The sequence below is a fragment of the Janibacter hoylei PVAS-1 genome, assembly GCF_004025845.1.
Lineage (GTDB): Bacteria > Actinomycetota > Actinomycetes > Actinomycetales > Dermatophilaceae > Janibacter > Janibacter hoylei.
This window is the reverse complement of record NZ_PIPF01000007.1, coordinates 1-19,993: the sequence shown is the minus strand read 5'-3', so window position 1 is coordinate 19,993 and position 19,993 is coordinate 1. Positions and strand designations below refer to the sequence as shown.

Here is a 19,993-nt window from a genome sequence, read left to right as displayed (position 1 = left end):
GGCTACTCCTGCCCCAGGTCGCGGTGGACGACGAAGGTCGCGACGTGGTCGGACCCCAGGCGCGCGGCCAGAGCCTCGGCGATGGCCACGGAGCGGTGCTTGCCGCCGGTGCACCCGACGGCGAGGGTGACGTACCGACGGTTTTCGCGGAGGTACCCCCCGATGACGGGCGTCATGAGGCCCTCGACGCCGTCGATGAACTCCCGGGCGCCCGGCTGCGAGAGGACGAAGTCGGAGACCTGCGTCTCCTGCCCCGTGTGCTGACGCAGCTCGGGCACCCAGAAGGGGTTGGGCAGGAAGCGCATGTCGAAGACGAAGTCGGCGTCGAGCGGCACGCCGTACTTGAAGCCGAAGGACAGCACGGCCAGGCGCAGCCGGTCGGAGCTCTCGGCCTGGAAGAGGGGACTGATCTTGCGGCTCAGCTGGTGCACGTTGAGCCCGGAGGTGTCGATGATGCTCTCGGCCTCGGCCCGCACCTCGGCCAGCACCTCGCGCTCACGGATGATGGCGTCGAGCAGTCGCCCCTTGCCCTGGAGCGGGTGCGGGCGCCGCACGCTTTCGAAGCGCCGCACGAGAGCCTCGTTGGTGGCCTCGAGGAAGATGAGGTGGGTGCGCCAGCCCCGCTCCCGCAGGACCCGGATCGACTCCGTCAGCGTCTCGAAGCCCTGGGCGCGCACGTCGAGGACGATCCCGATCCGAGCGGCCCGACCGTCTCCGACGAGGTCACCTCCGCGGTCGACGCTCACGTGGAGCAGGTCGGGCATGAGGCTCACGGGCAGGTTGTCGATGACGTACCAGCCGTGGTCCTCCATGACGTTGCCGACCGTCGACCGACCGGCACCGCTCATGCCGGTGACGACGACGACCTCGGGCTCGGCGGCGTCGTCCGCACCGGGGACGACGGGGGCTTCACTCACGGCTGCTCTCCTTCGTCGAGGACCTCACCGGTGGTGAGGTTCACGGCGGGTGTCGGGGTCTGCGCGGACAACTCTGCCGCAATCCGGGCGGCGAGGGAGGGTCCGATCCCCGGAGTGGACGCCAGCTCCTCCGCGGAGGCCGCCCGGATCCGCTTGACGGAGCCGAAGCGCGTGAGCAGCGCCTTGCGCCGCGACTCCCCCAGCCCCGGGATCCCGTCGAGCGCACTGCGGGTCATGGACTTGCTGCGCCGCTCGCGGTGGAAGGTGTTGGCGAAGCGGTGCGACTCGTCACGCAGCCGCTGCAGCAGGTAGAGCGCCTCGCTGTTGCGGGCGAGGATCACCGGGTGGTCGTCGCCGGGGACCCACACCTCCTCCAGCCGCTTGGCCAGGCCGACGATCGCGACGTCGTCGACGCCGAGCTCGTCGAGGACCTGCTGCGCGGCGGCCACCTGCGGCGCACCGCCGTCGACGACGACGAGGTTGGGCGGGTAGGCGAAGCGGCGGGCCTCCCCGGTCTCCGGGTCGGTCGCCTCGCGCTCGCGGTCATTGAGATGTCGCTGGAACCGCCGGGTGAGCACCTCGTGCATCGCGGCGGTGTCGTCGGTGCGCCCCTCGACGTCTCCGCGGACGATGAAGCGTCGGTACTCCGCCTTGCGCACCAGGCCGTCCTCGAAGACGACCATCGAGCCCACGACGTCGCTGCCCTGCACGTGGCTGATGTCGTAGCCCTCGATGCGCAGGGGGGCGTCGTCCAGCCCGAGGGCCTCTTGGAGCTCCTGAAGGGCCTGGCTGCGCGCGGTGAGGTCGCCGGCACGGGCCACCTTGTGCCGTGCGAGGGACTGCTCGGCATTGCGCGCCACGGTCTCCATGAGGGCCCGCTTGTCGCCACGTTGCGGCACCCGCAGACTCACCGCGCTGCCGCGGCGATCGCCGAGCCAGGCCGAGACGCCGTCGGCGTCCGGCGGGAGCACGGGGACGAGCACCTCTCGCGGGACGGTCTCACCCCCTTCGCCGCCGTAGACCTGCTGCAGCAGGTGCTCGACGAGCTCGGGCAGGTCCTCGGCGTCCTTCTCCGCGACCCATCCCCGCTGTCCGCGGATCCGGCCGCCGCGGACGTGGAAGACCTGGATCGCGACCTCGAGCTCGTCGTCGGCGAGTGCGAAGACGTCGGCGTCGGTGCCGTCGGGCAGGACGACCGCCGACTTCTCGAGGGCCTTGGTCAGGGCCGCGACGTCGTCGCGCAGGCGGGCGGCCTGCTCGAAGTCGAGGTCCGCGGCCGCGGCCTTCATCTGCCGCTCGAGGCGGCGCACGAAGCGGGCGGTGTCACCGGCGAGGAAGTCGCACAGCTCCTGGGCCAGGGCGCGGTGCTCCTCGGCACTGACCCGGCCGACGCAGGGGGCGGAGCACTTGTCGATGTAGCCGAGCAGGCACGGCCGACCGGACTGCTCGGCACGCCTGAAGACGCCCTTGCTGCACGTGCGCACGGGGAAGACCCGCAGCAGTAGGTCGAGGGTCTCGCGGATCGCCCACGCGTGCGTGTAGGGGCCGAAGTAGCGCGTCCCCTTGCGCTTGGCACCGCGCAGGACCTGCGCGCGGGGGTAGTCCTCGCCCATCGTCACGGCGAGATAGGGGTAGGACTTGTCGTCGCGGTACTTGACGTTGAAGCGCGGGTCGAACTCCTTGATCCACGCGTACTCGAGCTGGAGGGCCTCGACCTCGGTCGACACGACGGTCCACTCGACACTCGCACCGGTCCGCACCATCCGCGAGGTGCGCGGGTGCAGCGCCGAGATGTCCTGGAAGTAGGAGGACAGCCGCGAGCGCAGCGACTTCGCCTTGCCGACGTAGATGACTCGGCCGTGCTCGTCCCGGAATCGGTAGACCCCGGGGTCGGTCGGGATCGAGCCCGGGGAGGGTCGGTAGGTCGCCGGATCTGCCACCCCCCGAGCCTAGGAGACGCTCACGACATCCCCGTCGACGGTCGCGGTCCGGGCGGTGAGCCCCTCCGTGGCCGGGCCCTGGACCACCGAGCCGTCAGCGGGGTCGAAGCGGCTGTCGTGGCAGGGGCAGATGATCGCCTCGGTCGTCACCGTGTCGACGGCGCAGCCCTGGTGCGGGCAGGTCGCGTCGAAGGCCTTGAACTCGCCCGCCGACGGCTGGGTGACGACGACGCGATCACGCACGACGCCACCCCCTTCGGGCACCTCCGCGACGGGGACGGTCACCGCCTCACCGCCGCCCGAGGCACCGCCGGCGTCACCGCCGTCCCCACCGCAGGCGGCGAGCGTGCCGGCCCCTCCGGCCGCAGCCACCAGCCCGATCGCCGTGCGTCGTGTCGTCGTCATCTCAACCTCCGGGTGCGAGTTGGTCCGTGGGGTGCCATGCTTCCACTCACCTCGCGCACAGCGCGCTCCGTCAGGACTTGGTAACGAGCCGGACACGGTCTTGCCATGTGGGACCGCACCTGCCCCGCGGAGGCCTACATTCCCTCCACAGCCTGCGACACAGAAGTTGCCGGCGGCGGCCGCACGGCCCCATTCCTAATCAGGAGGACACGTGAACAGGCGTTCCGTCATCTCAACTGGTGCGACCATCCTCGTCGCATCCATGGCCTTGTCCGCATGCGGGACCCGCGGCGGCGACAGCGGCGGGGACGGGGGCGGGGGCGATGGCGACAAGAAGGTCGTGAAGATCGGAGTCATCGCGCCGCTCTCCGGAGACCTGTCCGCTCTCGGTCTCGGGATCCAGCACTCCGTCGAGCTCGCGGCCGAGCAGGCCAACGAGTCCGGCGACCTCGGCGACTGGGAGATCGAAGTCGTCCCCCAGGACGACGAGGGCAAGCCCGAGGTCGGCAAGAACGCCGCCTCCACCCTCGCCTCCGACAAGGACGTCATCGGTGTCGTCGGCACCCTGAACTCCTCCGTCGCCGGCCCGGTCCAGCCGATCCTCGACAAGGCGAAGATCACCATGGTCTCGCCGGCCAACACCAACCCGACCCTCACCCGTGGCGCCAAGCCGGAGGACTCGCCCGAGCGCGTCTACGCGAGCTACTTCCGTGTCTGCACCACCGACACGGTCCAGGGCCCCTTCGCCGCCCGCTACCTCTACGAGAAGGCCGGCATCAAGGAGTTGGCGACGGTCCACGACAAGAAGACCTACGGCCAGGGTCTCGTCGACGCCTTCTCCGTCGAGTACAAGAAGCTCGGCGGCAAGATCGTCGCCTCCGAGACGATCAACCCCGACGAGGACAAGTACGACGCCGTCGTCTCCTCGCTCAAGGCGAAGAACCCCAAGGCCGTCTACTACGGCGGTGAGTACCCGCAGGCCGCCCCGCTGTCGCAGCAGCTCAAGGCCGGTGGCCTCGACGTCCCGCTCATGGGCGGTGACGGCATCTTCTCCCCCGAGTTCATCAAGCTCGCGGGCAAGGGCTCCGACGGTGACCTCGCGACCTCGGTCGGCGCCCCGACCAACAAGCTCGACGCCGGCAAGAAGTTCCTCGAGGACTACGAGTCCGCCGGCTACAGCGACCCGGCGGAGGCATACGGCGCCTACGCCTACGACGCCGGCCAGTCGATCATCGAGGCCATGAAGGTCTCGCTCAAGGACGCCGACACGGTCGAGGACGCCCGCCAAGCGACCATCGACGCGATGAAGGACGTCTCCTTCGACGGCGTCACCGGCAAGGTCTCCTTCGACGAGTACGGCGACAACACGACCCGCGTGCTCACGGCCTACGAGGTCAAGGGCGGCGAGTGGAAGGACGTCAGCACCGAGGAGTTCAAGTGATCGACCTGACCTGATCACCCGATCAGGTCACCCGGTGGGGTGGGGACGCATGCGTCCCCACCCCACCGGCGAGCAGACACTCCTCGACGTCAGTCGACACACCACTCGACACCCCCCGACACGTGGTGGCCGCACGACCTGCGGTCACGTCCCAGGAGGACACGTGGAACAAGTCGCCCAGCAGATCGTCAACGGTCTGACCATCGGGTCCCTGTACGCACTCATCGCCGTCGGCTACACCGTCGTCTACGGCATCATCCAGCTCATCAACTTCGCCCACGGCGAGATCTTCATGATCGGCGCCTTCGGTGCGCTCTCCACCTCGCTCATCCTCTTCCCCGGGCAGACCGCCCTGTGGACCCTGCCGCTCATCCTCCTCGGCGCCATCGCCGCATCGGTGACCGTGGCGGTCGTCATGGAACGCGTGGCCTACCGGCCCCTGCGCAATGCACCTCGACTGGCCCCCCTCATCACGGCCATCGGCATCTCGGTCTTCCTGCAGGAGCTCGTCCGCGTCGGCTACAACGACCCGACGCTCTTCATCTCCGACGCCAACCCCTTCGACTTCCCCTCTGCCAAGCAGAAGGTCGTCTTCCCGCAGGTCGAGGGCATCTCCGGCGAGGCCTTCACCTTCGGTGACGTCACCCTGCAGCGCCCGGCGCTCTTCACCATCGCCTGCCTGGCGATCTGCGCCGTCGGCCTCTGGTACTACATCAACCGCACCCGCACCGGGCGCGCGATGCAGGCCGTCTCGCAGGACCCCGACACCGCGCGCCTCATGGGCATCAACGTCGACCGCATGATCGTCACCGCCTTCGCGGTCGGTGCCGCGCTGGCCGCCATCGCCGGCGTCGCCTACGGCCTGCAGACGACGAACATCAACTTCAAGATGGGCTTCATCTACGGCCTCAAGGCCTTCACCGCCGCCGTCCTCGGCGGCATCGGCAACATCCAGGGCGCCGTCGTCGGCGGGCTCGTCCTCGGTGTGCTCGAGGCCATCGCCATCCAGTACCTGCCCGGCGGCTCGCCGTGGAAGGACATCTGGGCCTTCTCGATCCTCATCCTCGTCCTCGTCTTCCGACCGCAGGGCATCATGGGCGCAAAGGTGGTGGACCGCGCATGAAGACGCTGTCCCGCAATCCCCGACTCGGCGGCCTCCTCGCCCTCGTCGGATCCGTCCTCCTCGTCGTCTCCGGGCTGCTCTCGTGGAGCTACGAGCCCATCCTCGGTGACATCTCGGTCCGCTTCTGGCCGGTCACCCTGCAGGTCTACGCCATGGTCATCGGCGTCGTCGCGCTCGTGCTCGCACTCGTCGCGTCCGGCCCCCTTCGTCGCTGGCAGGAGTACGTCGACCCGGCACGCGGTCTGCGGACCATCGGTGCCACGGCGCTGATCTTCACGATCGCCTCGCTCGTGGCGATCACCACGGAGACCGGCGGCCTCATCAATGCCAACGAAGGCGTGTGGATCGCGCTCGTCGGCGCGATCCTCGTCACGGCGGGCGGCTACCTCCTCGCCGAGATCAAGGTGCTCGACCCGACGTCGGTCGTCCTGCCCGCCTGGGTCGAGATCATCGTCATCGCCCTCCTGCTGGGTGCGGCGCTCTACACCGCGCAGTACGCCCTCAAGCAGAGCGAGCCATGGGTCCTCGTGCTCCTCGTCGCGATGCTCATCGGCGTGACGCTGACGCTCACGCGGTCCAACCTGGCCGCGTGGCTCGGCGGTGTGACGATGCGTCACCGGCGGGTCTTCACGCTCGCGACCTTCGTCGTGGCGCTGGCCTTCCCCTTCACCCAGGGCGGGTCCGAGGCCAACCTGACGATCGCCGGCAACGTGCTGATCTTCGCGGCCACGGCTCTGGGGCTCAACATCGTCGTGGGCCTCGCCGGACTGCTCGACCTCGGGTACATCGCCTTCCTCGGCGCCGGGGCGTACGTCGGCGCCTCGATGTCGATGTCCGCCTTCGCGACGATCGGGTGGAAGCCGCCCTTCCTCGTCGTCATGGTCATCGGCGCGATCGTCTCGAGCATCCTCGGCCTGATCATCGGTTCGCCGACGCTGCGGGTCTCGGGTGACTACCTCGCCATCGTGACCCTCGCCTTCGGCGAGATCTTCCGCCTGGCGATGTTCAACCTCGACGGCACGTCGGGCCCGATGATCACCCGGGGCTCCAACGGCATCAACGCCATCCCGGACCTGAACTTCTTCGGGTTCAACTTCGGGGAGACGCACAACATCCTCGGCATCGACATCCCGAGGGCGGGCAACTACTACTTCGTGCTCATTGCCCTCATCGTCTTCGTCATCGTCGTCTTCTCCCATCTCAACAACTCCCGCATCGGGCGTGGCTGGGTGGCGATCCGTGAGGACGAGCGCGCTGCCGAGGCCATGGGCGTCAACGTCTTCGGTCTCAAGCTGCTCGCCTTCGCCGGTGGCGCCTCGCTCGCCGGCATGGCGGGCACGGTCAAGGCACACATGGACCAGGCGGTCTCCCCCGACAGCTACATCTTCCTCGAGTCGGCCTTCCTGCTGGCTGCGGTCGTCCTCGGCGGCATGGGCACGGTCGGTGGCGTCCTCATCGGTGCCGCGCTGCTGAAGTTCCTCCCGGAAAAGCTGCGCTTCCTCGACGACTACCGACTGCTGATGTTCGGGCTCGTGCTCGTCGTCATGATGCGCGTGCGTCCCGAAGGCCTCGTGGCGAGCAAGCGTCGTCAGCTGGAGTTCCACGACGACGACGAGGACCTGGCCGAGACAGTGGTCATCGACGAGCTGGAGGCAGCCAAGTGAGCACCGCAACCGTCACCCCGCCCGAGCACGGGACGAAGGGGGGCGCCGGGGTCATCCTCGACGCCCGCAACGTCACGATGCGTTTCGGCGGCCTCGTCGCCGTCAACGACGTGTCGATGGAGGTGCGCGAAGGAGAGATCGTCGGCCTCATCGGCCCCAACGGCGCCGGCAAGACGACCTTCTTCAACTGCCTCACCGGGATGTACAAGCCGACCGAGGGGCAGGTCTCCCTCTTCGGCACGCAGATCCCCCCGAAGCCGCGCGCCGTCGTCCGGGCCGGCATGGCCCGCACCTTCCAGAACATCCGTCTCTTCGGCAACATGACGGCTCTGGAAAACGTCATGGTCGGTCGCTTCTGCCGCACCTCCTCCGGCGCCTTCACCTCGATCATCCGGGGCCCGAAGTTTCGTCGGGAGGAGCGGGAGACGACCGACAAGGCGCACGAGCTGCTCAAGTACGTCGGCCTCGGCTCGAGCGCGCACCTGCTCGCCCGCAACATGCCCTACGGCGACCAGCGACGTCTCGAGATCGCCCGAGCGCTCGCGACCGACCCCAAGGTGCTGCTGCTCGACGAGCCGACTGCCGGGATGAACCCTCGGGAGACCGAGCAGGCCATGGAGCTGATCTTCAAGATCCGCGACTCCGGCCTGGCCGTCGTCGTCATCGAGCACGACATGCGCTTCATCTTCAACCTCTGCGACCGCGTGCTGTGTCTCGTCCGGGGTGAGGTGCTCGTCCAGGGCACCCCGGGAGAAGTGCAGTCCGATCCTCGGGTCATCGAGGCGTACATCGGAGGCGCCGACGACGAGGACGAAGAGGTCGCCCCGCTCGAGGTCTCCACGACCTTCAGCGCGGTCGAGGACGAGGAGGACGACCGATGAGCGCCATGCTCGAGGTCAAGGACCTGGAGGTCTCCTACGGCAAGATCATCGCCGTCAAGGGCATCTCCTTCACCGTCGACGAAGGTGAGGTGGTCACCCTCATCGGCACCAACGGCGCCGGCAAGACGACGACGCTGCGCACCATCTCGGGCCTGCTGCGCCCGAGTGGTGGCGAGATCCTCTTTCGCGGGGAGCGGATCGACGCCACGCCGGCGCACCAGATCGTCAGCCTCGGTCTGGCCCACTCCCCCGAGGGGCGGCGGATCTTCCCGCGGATGACCGTGGAGGAAAACCTCCTCCTCGGCGCCTTCGGGCGCAGGGACAAGGAGATCACCAAGGACCTGCACGCGGCGTACGAGCTCTTCCCGATCCTCGGGGAGCGCTCCACGCAGCCGGCCGGCACCTTCTCGGGAGGTGAGCAGCAGATGCTCGCCATGGGACGGGCCATGCTCTCGCGGCCCAAGCTGCTCATGCTCGACGAGCCCTCCATGGGCCTGTCGCCGATCATGATGAAGCGGATCATGGCCACGGTGAAGACCCTGCAGGAGCAGGGCACCACGATCCTGCTCGTCGAGCAAAATGCCCGGGCTGCGCTCAAGCTCGCCACGAAGGGCTACGTGCTCGAGGTCGGCAAGATCGTCACCCAGGGCACGGGTCAGGAGCTCCTCCACTCCGACGAGGTCCGCAAGGCGTATCTCGGCGAGGACTGATCTCGTCCTCCTCGTCGCTCGGGTCACTCACGGCGGGAGCGGCGAGGAGGGGGTCGGCGCCCGCCGAAGTCCCCTCTTTCTCCCGCAGGCGCGGGGTGACGTGTCGGACTTCGGCTTGATGTGCGCCGAACCCCTCCTCACCTTCCTGCTCCGTCAGCCGGCCTTCTTCGCGCGGCGGGCCGCAGCGGCCGCCTTGCTGGAGACCGTCGCCTTCTTCTTCGGGGCGGCGGTCTTCCTCGTCGCTGACGTCTTCGCCGCCGTCTTCTTCGTCGCAGCGGTCTTCTTGGTGGTGCTCTTCTCCTTGGGGGTGGCCTTCTTCGCCGCGGGGGCGGGCTCGTCCTCGCGGACCAGCTCACCGATGACCGGCGGAGCGCTCTTGGCGAGGATCGGACCGAGGAACTGGCCGGTGAAGGAGCGCGGCACCGCCGCGACCTGCTCGGGGGTCCCGCTGGCGACGACCTGACCGCCGCCGGACCCCCCTTCGGGCCCCATGTCGATGAGGTAGTCCGCGCACTTGATGACGTCGAGGTTGTGCTCGATGACGAGCACCGAGTTGCCCTTGTCGACGAGGCCCTGCAGGACGAGGAGGAGCTTGCGGATGTCCTCGAAGTGCAGACCGGTCGTCGGCTCGTCGAGCACGTAGACCGTGCGGCCGTTGGAGCGCTTCTGCAGCTCCGCGGCGAGCTTGACACGCTGCGCCTCACCACCGGAGAGCGTGGTCGCGGGCTGTCCCAGCCGGACGTAGCCCAGGCCAACCGCATTGAGGGTCTTCATGTGGCGCGCGATGGCCGGCACCGCGGCGAAGAAGTCCTCGGCCTCCTCGATCGGCATGTCGAGGACCTCGGCGATGTTCTTGCCCTTGAAGTGCACCTCCAACGTCTCGCGGTTGTACCGCGCCCCGTGGCACACCTCACAGGGGACGTAGACGTCGGGCAGGAAGTTCATCTCGATCTTCAGCGTGCCGTCACCGGAGCAGGCATCGCACCGTCCCCCCTTGACGTTGAAGGAGAACCGACCGGGCTGGTAGCCACGGACCTTGGCCTCGCTCGTCTGCGCGAAGAGCTTGCGCACGTGGTCGAAGACCCCGGTGTACGTCGCCGGGTTGGACCGCGGGGTACGACCGATCGGGCTCTGGTCGACGTGGACAACCTTGTCGAGGTGCTCGAGACCGGTCACCGTCTTGTGCCGGCCGGGGACGCGGCGCGCGCCGTTGAGCTTGTTGGCCAGGACGTTGTAGAGGATGTCGTTGACCAGCGTGGACTTGCCCGACCCGGAGACCCCGGTCACGGCGACGAAGTTGCCGAGGGGGAAGGTGACGTCCACCCCGGTGAGGTTGTGCTCGCGCGCACCCCGGACGACGAGCTCACGGCCCGGCTCCTGCGGTCGCCGCACCTGCGGGACCGGGATCTCCAGGTCCCCCGACAGGTACCGGCCGGTGACCGATCGCTCGCTCGTCAGCAGGTCGGCCAGCGGGCCCGAGTGCACGACGTGACCACCATGCTCGCCCGCACCCGGACCGATGTCGACGACCCAGTCGGACGCGGCGATGGTGTCCTCGTCGTGCTCGACGACGATGAGCGTGTTGCCCAGGTCGCGCAGCCGGGTCAGGGTCTCGATGAGTCGGCGGTTGTCGCGCTGGTGCAGACCGATGCTCGGCTCGTCGAGCACGTACAGGACACCGACCAGCCCCGACCCGATCTGGGTCGCCAGACGGATGCGCTGGGCCTCGCCACCGGAGAGCGTGCCGGCGGCACGGGAGAGCGAGAGGTACTCCAGACCCACGTCGAGCAGGAAGCCGAGTCGAGCGTTGATCTCCTTGATCACCTGCTCGGCGATCTGCACCTCGCGCTCGCTGAAGTCGACGGTCTCGAGGAAGCCCGCGGCCTCACGGATCGACAGGGCTGAGACATCGGCGATGCTGCGGCCTCCGACGAGCACGGCGAGGGACTCGGGCTTCAGCCGCGTCCCGGAGCACGCGGGACACGGGATCTCCCGCATGTAGCCCTCGTACTTCTCCCGGCTCCAGTCCGACTCGGTCTCCGCGTGGCGCCGCTTGATGAAGGGGATGACCCCTTCGAAGCCCGTGCTGTAGGAGCGCTCGCGCCCGAAGCGGTTGCGGTACTTGACGTGCACCTTGTGGTTGCGGCCCTCGAGCAGAGCCTCACGGGCCCGGCTCGGCAGGGCCCGCCACGGGGTGTCCATGTCGAAGCCGAGGTCGTCGCCGAGCGCCGCCATCGTCCGCTGGAAGTACTGGGCCGACTGGGTCCCCTGCGCCCACGGGGCGATGGCCCCCTCCGCGAGGGTCAGGTCGTCGTCCGGCACGACGAGCTCGGCATCGACCTCGAGCTCGGTGCCCAGGCCAGTGCAGGTGGGGCAGGCGCCGAAGGGAGAGTTGAAGGAAAAGGAACGCGGCTCGATCTCGTCGATGCCCAGCGGGTGGTCGTTGGGGCAGGCCATCGTCTCGGAGTACCGGCGCTGCCGCTGCGGGTCGTCCTCGTCGAGGTCGACGAAGTCGACGACGAGCACGCCCCCGGCCAGCCCGAGGGCGGTCTCGACGGAGTCGGTGACCCGCTGCTTCGCCGCGCGGTCCTCCGGCCCCTTGGACACGAGGCGGTCGACGACCACGTCGATCGTGTGCTTGACCTGCTTTTCGAGAGTCGGCGGCTGCGCGAGCGAGACGACCTCGCCGTCGACCATGGCGCGGCTGTACCCCTTCGCCCGCAGCTCGGCGAAGAGGTCGACGAACTCGCCCTTACGGGCCCGCACCACCGGCGCGAGGACCTGGAAGCGTGTCCGGTCGGGCAGCTCGAGGAGCCGGTCGACGATCTGCTGCGGACTTTGCCGGGTGATCGGCTCGCCGCACACGGGGCAGTGCGGCCGCCCCACCCGGGCGTAGAGGAGGCGCAGGTAGTCGTGGACCTCGGTGATCGTGCCGACCGTCGAGCGCGGGTTGCGGTTCGTCGACTTCTGGTCGATGGAGACCGCCGGCGACAGACCCTCGATGAAGTCGACGTCGGGCTTGTCCATCTGACCGAGGAACTGCCGGGCGTAGGCGGACAAGGACTCCACGTAGCGCCGCTGGCCCTCGGCGAAGATCGTGTCGAAGGCGAGCGAGGACTTGCCCGATCCCGAGAGGCCGGTGAAGACCACGAGCGAGTCCCGGGGGATGTCGACATGGATGTTCTTGAGGTTGTGCTCGCGGGCTCCCTGGACGACGATCCGGTCGTGCATGCGGGAGCCGGCAGCCTTGGCAACAGTCACGCCCACCACCTTAGGCGGCGCCACCGACAACCCTCCCCCTTCCTGCTGCGGAGGACCCCAGGGCCTAACCTGTCGGGGTGAGCACCCCGATCGACGACTACGCCGCCATCGGCGACACCGAGACCGCCGCGCTGGTGTCCAGGGACGGGTCCGTCGACTGGCTGTGCCTGCCCCGCTTCGACTCGTCGTCGTGCTTCACCGCCCTGCTCGGCACCCCCGAGCACGGTCGGTGGCTCATCGGACCCGTTGGCGAGGCGACGACGACCCGCGCCTACCGCGGCGACTCATTCGTCCTCGAGACGATCCACCGCACCGCCACCGGCGCCGTCAAGGTCATCGACCTCATGCCGCTCGGCGACGGCCGCGCCGATCTCGTGCGGGTCGTCGAGGGCATCGAGGGCGAGGTGGAGATGCAGCACGAGTGGATCGTCCGCTTCGGGTACGGCCGCATTCGCCCGTGGGTCGCCCACTCCCCCGGCCACGAGCAGGACCACGAGGTCATCACCGCCATCGCCGGCAACGACATGCTCGTCCTGCGGGGCTCCCGCCTGCCCGTGTCCGACGGCGACCACCACCGTGACCGGTGGACCGTCCGGGCCGGCGAGCACTACAACTTCTCGACGACCTGGTTCGCCTCGTACAAGCCCATCCCGCCGCCACTCGACATCAGCTCCCGCATCGAGGCGACCTACCAGCGTTCGTCCGAGTGGGCCTCACGCTGCACCTACGAGGGGCCCTACCGCGCCGAGGTCGTGCGCTCGCTGCTCACCCTCCGCCTGCTCACCGACACGCGGCGCGGCGGCATCGTCGCGGCCGCGACGACGAGCCTGCCCGAGGACTTCGGCGGGGTGCGCAACTGGGACTACCGGTACTGCTGGCTGCGTGATGCCTCGCTCACCCTCGAGTCCCTGCTCAAGTCCGGCTACGTCGGCGCGACGAAGCTCTGGCGCGACTGGCTCGTCCGGGCCGTCGCCGGCGACCCCGAGGACATGCAGATCATGTATGCCGTCGACGGCGGCCGGGAGCTGCCCGAGCGGGAGCTCGACCACCTGCCCGGCTACGCCGACAGCCGGCCCGTCCGCATCGGCAACGGAGCGGTCGACCAGAAGCAGACCGACGTCCTCGGCGAGGTGATGATCGCCCTCGAGGACGCCCGCGCCCAGGGGCTGCGGGAGTCGCCGCAGTCGTGGGCCGTACAGCGCGCGCTCGTCAACAACCTCGCCGAGCACTGGGACCAGGCCGACAACGGTCTGTGGGAGATCCGCGGCCCGCTGCGGCACTTCACCCACTCGCGCGTCATGGTGTGGGCGGCCTTCGACCGCGCCGTCCGAGCCGTCGAGGTGCACGGCTACGAAGGTGAGGTCGAGCTGTGGCGTGACCTGCGCGAGCGGGTCCGTGCCGACGTGCTCGAGCGCGGGTGGAACGAGGCGAAGCAGACCTTCACCCAGCACTACGACACCGACGAGGTCGACGCCTCGCTGCTGCTCATCCCCATGGTCGGCTTCCTGCCGCCGGACGACCCCCGGGTGCACGGCACCGTGGCCGCCGTCGAGCGCGACCTCATGCGTGACGGCTTCCTCCTGCGCTATCGCACCGAGTCGGGCGTCGACGGGCTCGCCGGTGACGAGCACCCCTTCCTCGCCTGCTCGTGGTGGCTCGTCAGCGCGTACGCCCTGACCGGCCAGCTCGACGAGGGCCACGAGCTGATGCAGCGGCTGTGCGGTCTGCTCAACGACGTCGGCCTCGTCGCCGAGGAGTACGACGTCGAGGGTGACCGGCAGGCCGGCAACTTCCCGCAGGCCTTCAGCCACCTGGCGCTCATCGGTGCCGCCTACGCCCTGCGCGACGCCGAAGCCCGGACCACCACCACTGGAGGAGTGACCGCATGACCACCCCGACCGACGCCTACGACCCCGAGGTCGCCCCCGGCGGCCCGTGGGCCACCCGCGAGCTGACGCACCTGACGATCCGCAAGATGGCGGTGTCGGAGATGCACAACAACGTCTACCTGCTCACGTCTCGAGCCAGCGGCGCCCAGCTGCTCATCGACGCCGCCGACGAAGGTGACCGCATCCGTGACCTCGTCGCCGCCGGCGGGTCCGGGCTCGCCCAGATCGTCACCACGCACCAGCACTGGGACCACGTGCGGGCGCTCGAGGAGACGGCCGCGGCCTTCTCCTCGACGACCCAGGCGGGCGAGGACGACGCCGACGCGTTGCCCCTGGCACCCGACGTGCGGCTCCAGCACGGCGACACCGTGACCTTCGGCGAGATCACGCTCGACGTCATCCACCTGCGGGGCCACACCCCGGGCTCGGTGGCCCTGGCCTACGACGACCCGGAGGGTCACGTCCACCTCTTCACCGGCGACAGCCTCTTCCCGGGGGGCGTGGGCAACACCAAGAACCCCGGGCAGAGCTTCGAGTCGCTGTACGCGGACGTCACCGAGCGCGTCTTCGACGTCTACGACGACGCCACGTGGGTCTACCCGGGGCACGGGTCCGACACCACCCTCGGCGCCGAGCGCCCCCACCTCGCGGAGTGGCGCGAGCGGGGCTGGTGACGCACTGACCCCTGCCGAATTTCCCTAGGCAAATACGGCAGGGGGTGCGCATTTCCCTAGGGAAATGCGCCAGGGGGTGCGCATTTCCCTAGGGAAATGCGCACGGTCCCGCGGGTCAGTGGGTGGTCGCGACCTTCGCGCTGAAGCCGATCATCGCCGCGCCCATGCCCCCTTCGATCCCGCGACGGACCCGCGGCGCGGAGAGCACCGCCCGAGCGCGGTCGGCAAGGACCACGAGGCCGGTGAGCCACAGGCCACCGAGGGCAACGAGGCTCAGGGCGTACAGCGCGAGCACCGGGACGCCGGCGCCGTCACCGACGAACTGGGGCAGCACGGCAAGGTTGAAGGCCAGCACCTTGGGGTTGGTGATGTTGCACAGGAACCCCTGCGCGAAGACCTTGCCGTGGCCATCGCGCCGCCCGACCGGCACGGACTCGTCGGCATCGGGCGCGAAGTCGCCGCGCCACGCGGTCCACAGCGCGTGGGCCCCCAGCCACAGCAGGTAGGCGGCGCCCACCCACTTGACCGTGAGGAAGAGTGGCTCGCTCGCGACGATGATCGCGCCCAGGCCACCGGCCGCGAGCAGGCCCTGCACGGCCCCGGCGGCGCTCACCCCGGCCATCGTCACGAGCCCGGCTCCACGGCCGCGCACGAGAGCCGCCCGCAGGGTCAGTGCGGAGTCCGGTCCGGGCGCGATGGTGATCACGAGGACCAGCGCGAGGAAGGAGAGGTAGGTCGCCACGGAGCAAGGCTAGATTGCCCCCGTGAGTCGTGTCGATGCCGTCCCAGCGCCGGTCCTCGTGCTGGCCGGGGTCGTCTCGGTCCAGTTCGGCGGAGCGCTCGCCGCCACCCTCGTCCCCCAGATCGGTGCCGCCGGCTCCGTCGTGCTGCGCCTGGGCATCGCCACGGTCCTCCTCCTGGCCATCGCCCGGCCACGATGGCGCGGGCACAGCCGTCGGGACTGGCTCACCGTCGGCGCCTTCGGCGTCGCCCTGGGGCTGATGAACTTCGCCTTCTACGGCTCCCTCGGCCACCTGCCCATCGGGGTCGCCGTCACGATCGAGTTCGTCGGGCCGCTGACCCTGGCCGCCGTCCTCTCCCGTCGACCACGCGACCTCGCCGCCGTCGGTGCGGCCGCCGTCGGGGTGGTCCTCATCTCCCGGGCGCTGAGCATCCCGCTCGACGAGCTGCAGGGCACCGGCATCCTGCTCGCCCTCGCGGCGGGCGCCTGCTGGGCCGCCTACATCATCTTCTCCGGTCGCACCGGTGCGGCCTTCCCTGCTCTCGACGGCCTGGCCCTGGCCATGGTCGTCGCCACCGTCGTCGTCCTCCCCTTCGGCCTGCTCGACGTGGCGCGGCACGGCACCACCGGCTGGGACGGGGAGGTCCTGCTCAAGGGACTGGGCATCGCCGTCATGAGCTCGGTCCTGCCCTACTCGCTCGAGCTCCTCGCCCTGCGGCGGATGAGTCCCTCCGTCTTCGGGATCATGCTCAGCCTCGAGCCGGCCGTCGCCGCGCTCGCCGGTCTCGTCGTCCTCGGCCAGTGGCTCGAGCCCGTCCAGCTGCTGGGGATGGCTCTCGTGGTGCTCGCCAGCGTCCTCGTCCTGGGTGTCGGCGCCCGCCGGCCCCGCCCCGATCTGCCAGCCTGAGCCCCACCCAGCACGACGAAGGGGGTGCCCACCGCACGGTGGGCACCCCCCTGTCGAGGTGGGCTGGGCGGCTCAGTGGTCCGAGCTGATGCCCTGCTTGGCGTCCTTGTTGGACTTCCACAGGCTGGCCACGGTCGTGACACCGAGGATGACGACGATGGCACCGAGGGAAAACAGCGTCGAGATCTCCGGGACGCTCACGTGCTCGCCACCGTTGATGAAGGGCAGCGTGTTTTCGTGGAGCGCGTGGAGGATGAGCTTGACGCCGATGAAGGCGAGGAGGACCGACAGACCCAGGCTCATGTAGACGAGCTTCTTCAGCAGACCACCGATGAGGAAGTACAGCTGGCGCAGACCCATGAGGGCGAAGAGGTTGGCCGTCAGGACGATGTACGGCTCCTTGGTCAGGCCGTAGATCGCCGGGATGGAGTCGAGCGCGAAGAGCAGGTCCGTCATGCCGAGGGCGACGACGACGATGAAGATCGGCGTGGCGACGCGCTTGCCGTTCTCCTTCGTGAAGAGGCGCGAGGACCACTCCTCCGTGCTCGGCACGGTGCGCTGGAACCACTTGATGATGGCATTGGGCTCCCAGTCCTCTTCCTCGTCGTGCTTCTCGGTCGCGAGGTTGATCGCGGTGTAGATGAGGAAGGCACCGAAGATGTAGAAGACCCAGGCGAACTGGTTGATCGCGGCCGCGCCGACGAAGATGAAGATCGTCCGCAGGACGATGGCGATGATGATGCCCCACAGCAGTGCGGTCTGCTGGAAGCGCCCGGGCACGCCGAACTTCGACATGATGATGATGAAGATGAAGAGGTTGTCGATCGAGAGCGAGTACTCGGTCAGCCAGCCGGCGAAGAACTCGGTGCCACGGTCACCCCCTTCGAGGAACCACAGGACGATGCCGAAGATGACCGCGGCCGTCACGTAGATGCCGAGGATGACCGAGACCTCCTTGGTCGACGGCACGTGCGGCCTCCGGGCCACCATGACGACGTCGAAGGTCAGGACCGCTGCGGCGACCGCGAGCGTGAGCAGCCATGCCCAGGTGGGCACGTCCATCGTGCCGCCGCTCATGATCGCGGGTTGGAGGGTGGAGATCGTGGACAAGAGTTACCTTCCGGACAGGGTTGACGCGTCCGGAGGTCTCTCCCACCTATCGATGGCCGCTGCCCCGGGCCGGCAGAGCCGACCGTGTTGACGAGACAGCGCTCGGGGATACTCCCCTCCGCTGCGTCGAGTCTCTCACGTCATGCGCGCCGGCGCGTGGACCGAAGGGGGCCGGCCGGTGCCGCCCGCCCGTCACCGCGTCGCAGCGGTCATCTGTCGCAGTTCCTTCTTGAGGTCGCCGATCTCGTCGCGCAGGCGCGCCGCCAGCTCGAAGTGCAGGTCCGTCGCGGCCTGGTGCATCTGGTCGGTGAGCTCCTGGATGAGCCGGGCGAGGTCGCTCGCGGGCAGGTCGCGCCCACGCTCACTCGTCTCGGTCGCCGCCTTCGACCCGCGCCCCTTGCCCCGCGACTGGGCGCGCCCGGAGCCGAGGAGCTCGTCGGTGTCGGCGTCCTCCCGCTGGAGCATGTCGGTGATGTCGGCGATCTTCTTGCGCAGCGGCTGCGGGTCGATGCCCCGCTCGCGGTTGTAGGCGATCTGCTTCTCGCGCCGCCGCTGGGTCTCGTCGAGCGCCTCCTGCATCGACGGGGTCACCTTGTCGGCGTACATGTGCACCTGACCCGAGACATTGCGCGCGGCGCGCCCGATGGTTTGGATGAGGGAGCGGGCGCTGCGCAGGAAGCCCTCCTTGTCGGCGTCGAGGATGCTGACGAGCGAGACCTCCGGCAGGTCGAGCCCCTCACGCAGCAGGTTGATGCCGACGAGGACGTCGAACTCCCCCAGCCGCAGCTCGCGCAGCAGCTCGACGCGACGCAGGGTGTCGATGTCGGAGTGGAGGTAGCGCACCCGCACCCCCTTGTCGAGGAGGTAGTCGGTGAGGTCCTCGGCCATCTTCTTGGTCAGTGTGGTGACGAGCACCCGCTCGTCGCGGTCGGCGCGCTCGCGGATCTCGTGGAGCAGGTCGTCGATCTGGCCCTTGGTCGGCTTGAGCACGACCTCGGGGTCGACGAGCCCGGTGGGTCGGATGACCTGCTCGACGTAGCCGTCGGACTTGGCCAGCTCGTAGTCGCCGGGGGTCGCCGAGAGGTAGACGGTCTGGCCGATGCGCTCGAGGAACTCCTCCCACTTGAGCGGGCGATTGTCCATGGCGCTCGGCAGGCGGAAGCCGTGGTCGACGAGCGTGCGTTTGCGGGAGGCGTCGCCCTCGTACATCGCGCCGATCTGCGGCACGGTCTGGTGCGACTCGTCGATGACGAGCAGGAAGTCCTCGGGGAAGTAGTCGAGGAGGCAGTTGGGCGCGCTGCCGGGAAGGCGGCCGTCGATGTGCATCGAGTAGTTTTCGATCCCCGCGCAGCTGCCGACCTGGCGCATCATCTCGATGTCGTAGGTCGTGCGCATGCGCAGCCGCTGCGCCTCGAGCATCTTGCCCTGGCGCTCGAGGTCGGCGAGCTGCTCCTCGAGCTCGTGCTCGATGCCGGCGATGGCCCGCTCCATGCGCTCGGGGCCCGCGACGTAGTGGGTCGCGGGGAAGATGTGCATCTGCTGCTCCTCGCGGACGACCTCGCCGGTGAGCGGGTGCAGCGTGTGGATGCGCTCGATCTCGTCGCCGAAGAACTCAATCCGCACCGCGAGCTCCTCGTAGACCGGGATGATCTCGACGGTGTCGCCCCGGACGCGGAAGGTGCCGCGGGTGAAGGCGAGATCGTTGCGCGTGTACTGCATGGTGACGAACTGGCGGAGCAGGTCGTCACGGTCGATCTCGGCGCCGACCTCGAGGGTGACCATGCGGTCGACGTACTCCTGAGGGGTGCCGAGACCGTAGATGCACGAGACCGACGCGACGACGACGACGTCCCGACGGGTGAGCAGGCTGTTGGTCGCGCTGTGCCGCAGACGCTCGACCTCTTCGTTGATCGAGCTGTCCTTCTCGATGTAGGTGTCGGTCTGCGGGACGTAGGCCTCGGGCTGGAAGTAGTCGTAGTAGCTGACGAAGTACTCGACGGCGTTGTTGGGCAGCAGCTCCCGGAACTCGTTGGCCAGCTGGGCCGCGAGCGTCTTGTTGGGCGCCATGACGAGGGTCGGGCGCTGGACCTCTTCGATGAGCCAGGCGGTCGTCGCCGACTTGCCGGTACCCGTCGCACCGAGCAGCACGATGTCCTGCTCATCGGCTCGCACCCGTCGAGCGAGCTCGGCGATGGCGGTCGGTTGGTCACCGGCCGGCTCGTACTCCGAGATGACCTCGAAGGGAGCCACCGTGCGTTGCAGATCGGTCACCGGGCGCATGACGTCAACGGTAAGCCACGCCCCCGACAGTGGTCCCTGAGGAGGCGCG

At 69.0% G+C, this 19,993-nt stretch carries 15 protein-coding genes; 8 read left to right on the top strand and 7 right to left on the bottom strand.

The features are described from left to right. Nucleotides 1-2: 2 nt before the first annotated feature. From rapZ to CWN80_RS06895, 3 genes are read right to left on the bottom strand one after another with little or no spacing between them, the layout of a single operon-like run. Nucleotides 3-917: an RNase adapter RapZ gene (gene rapZ, locus CWN80_RS06905; RefSeq protein WP_272948432.1), complete on the bottom strand. Its 915-nt coding sequence runs from the start codon at nt 915-917 to the stop codon at nt 3-5. Then, on the bottom strand, nt 914-2,857 hold the full coding sequence (gene uvrC / locus CWN80_RS06900) for an excinuclease ABC subunit UvrC (RefSeq protein WP_007927642.1): 1,944 nt from the start codon (nt 2,855-2,857) through the stop codon (nt 914-916). Before uvrC ends, rapZ begins: the two co-directional genes overlap by 4 nt. Nucleotides 2,858-2,866: 9 nt before the next feature. Then, nucleotides 2,867-3,262, bottom strand: a complete 396-nt coding sequence (locus tag CWN80_RS06895) for a Rieske (2Fe-2S) protein (RefSeq protein ID WP_007927644.1) — start codon at nt 3,260-3,262, stop codon at nt 2,867-2,869. Between the two features lie 262 nt (nt 3,263-3,524). On the opposite strand from CWN80_RS06895, the gene CWN80_RS06890 reads away from it, so the two are divergent. From CWN80_RS06890 to CWN80_RS06870, 5 genes are all read left to right on the top strand, one after another. Next, nucleotides 3,525-4,703 carry a branched-chain amino acid ABC transporter substrate-binding protein gene (locus tag CWN80_RS06890; RefSeq protein ID WP_007927645.1) on the top strand — a complete coding sequence of 393 codons (1,179 nt, stop codon included), beginning with the start codon at nt 3,525-3,527 and terminating at the stop codon, nt 4,701-4,703. 163 nt (nt 4,704-4,866) lie between these two features. Beyond that, nucleotides 4,867-5,826 carry a branched-chain amino acid ABC transporter permease gene (locus CWN80_RS06885; protein WP_007927646.1) on the top strand — a complete coding sequence of 320 codons (960 nt, stop codon included), beginning with the start codon at nt 4,867-4,869 and terminating at the stop codon, nt 5,824-5,826. Beyond that, nucleotides 5,823-7,490: a branched-chain amino acid ABC transporter permease gene (locus tag CWN80_RS06880; RefSeq protein WP_007927647.1), complete on the top strand. Its 1,668-nt coding sequence runs from the start codon at nt 5,823-5,825 to the stop codon at nt 7,488-7,490. The genes CWN80_RS06885 and CWN80_RS06880 overlap by 4 nt, the downstream gene beginning before the upstream one ends. Then, nucleotides 7,487-8,371 (top strand): ABC transporter ATP-binding protein, encoded by an 885-nt coding sequence (locus CWN80_RS06875; protein WP_238148101.1) that lies wholly within the window; start codon nt 7,487-7,489, stop codon nt 8,369-8,371. Before CWN80_RS06880 ends, CWN80_RS06875 begins: the two co-directional genes overlap by 4 nt. Before the next feature lie 5 nt (nt 8,372-8,376). Then, entirely contained in the window at nt 8,377-9,081 is a 705-nt protein-coding gene (locus tag CWN80_RS06870) for an ABC transporter ATP-binding protein (RefSeq protein ID WP_007927649.1), read from the top strand. Nucleotides 9,082-9,234: 153 nt separating this feature from the next. Here CWN80_RS06870 and uvrA read toward each other — a convergent pair whose 3' ends face one another. Next, nucleotides 9,235-12,312: an excinuclease ABC subunit UvrA gene (uvrA, locus tag CWN80_RS06865; protein WP_051987982.1), complete on the bottom strand. Its 3,078-nt coding sequence runs from the start codon at nt 12,310-12,312 to the stop codon at nt 9,235-9,237. A 107-nt stretch (nt 12,313-12,419) separates the two neighbouring features. Between uvrA and CWN80_RS06860 the strand changes: the two genes are divergently transcribed. Further along, nucleotides 12,420-14,231 carry a glycoside hydrolase family 15 protein gene (locus CWN80_RS06860; RefSeq protein WP_007927651.1) on the top strand — a complete coding sequence of 604 codons (1,812 nt, stop codon included), beginning with the start codon at nt 12,420-12,422 and terminating at the stop codon, nt 14,229-14,231. Then, nucleotides 14,228-14,905, top strand: coding sequence for an MBL fold metallo-hydrolase (locus tag CWN80_RS06855; RefSeq protein ID WP_128277064.1), 678 nt, complete (start codon nt 14,228-14,230; stop codon nt 14,903-14,905). Before CWN80_RS06860 ends, CWN80_RS06855 begins: the two co-directional genes overlap by 4 nt. A gap of 115 nt (nt 14,906-15,020) precedes the next feature. On the opposite strand, the gene CWN80_RS06850 is transcribed toward CWN80_RS06855, so the two are convergent. Continuing rightward, nucleotides 15,021-15,647 (bottom strand): LysE family translocator, encoded by a 627-nt coding sequence (locus CWN80_RS06850; protein WP_007927653.1) that lies wholly within the window; start codon nt 15,645-15,647, stop codon nt 15,021-15,023. Nucleotides 15,648-15,669: 22 nt separating this feature from the next. Between CWN80_RS06850 and CWN80_RS06845 the strand changes: the two genes are divergently transcribed. Next, nucleotides 15,670-16,554: an EamA family transporter gene (locus tag CWN80_RS06845; protein WP_040881274.1), complete on the top strand. Its 885-nt coding sequence runs from the start codon at nt 15,670-15,672 to the stop codon at nt 16,552-16,554. 72 nt (nt 16,555-16,626) lie between these two features. On the opposite strand, the gene CWN80_RS06840 is transcribed toward CWN80_RS06845, so the two are convergent. Together CWN80_RS06840 and uvrB are read right to left on the bottom strand one after the other, a co-directional pair. Then, nucleotides 16,627-17,616, bottom strand: coding sequence for a TerC family protein (locus CWN80_RS06840; protein WP_040881288.1), 990 nt, complete (start codon nt 17,614-17,616; stop codon nt 16,627-16,629). A 240-nt stretch (nt 17,617-17,856) separates the two neighbouring features. After that, nucleotides 17,857-19,944, bottom strand: coding sequence for an excinuclease ABC subunit UvrB (gene uvrB / locus CWN80_RS06835; protein ID WP_007927658.1), 2,088 nt, complete (start codon nt 19,942-19,944; stop codon nt 17,857-17,859). Nucleotides 19,945-19,993: the final 49 nt, after the last annotated feature.